Raw genomic sequence first — 295 nt, forward strand, 5'->3', positions numbered from 1 at the left:
GACAAGATATCAGGCTTCGTCGGCTACATGCCCTATCCGCTGGGCGGCTAGCCGATCAGTAAAGCGTGACGAAGGCCGGGAACATCACGCCGGTCTCCCGCAAATACTCGATAAGCTCGATGGCCGGGAAGATGGCGAGGAAATAGAGTCCGTCAAAGAAGGTGCGCCGCAGCGCGCGCGTCGAGAACTGCAGCTCGTCATTGTCGCGGTAGAGCAGCGGGTTCGGCCAGAACCGGGGCGTCGCCTTGATATAGGCTGTATAGGCCGCGCCGAACTTGCCCAGGAGATATTCGGC

Annotated in this window: 1 pseudogene; it reads right to left on the bottom strand. The window is 60.3% G+C overall.

Annotated features, from left to right (window positions below):
• Nucleotides 1-55 precede the first annotated feature (55 nt).
• A pseudogene (locus EN852_RS39255) lies at nucleotides 56-295 on the bottom strand (isoprenylcysteine carboxylmethyltransferase family protein); the annotation flags it as partial.

It is taken from the genome of Mesorhizobium sp. M2E.F.Ca.ET.209.01.1.1 (assembly GCF_004010375.2).
Lineage (GTDB): Bacteria > Pseudomonadota > Alphaproteobacteria > Rhizobiales > Rhizobiaceae > Mesorhizobium.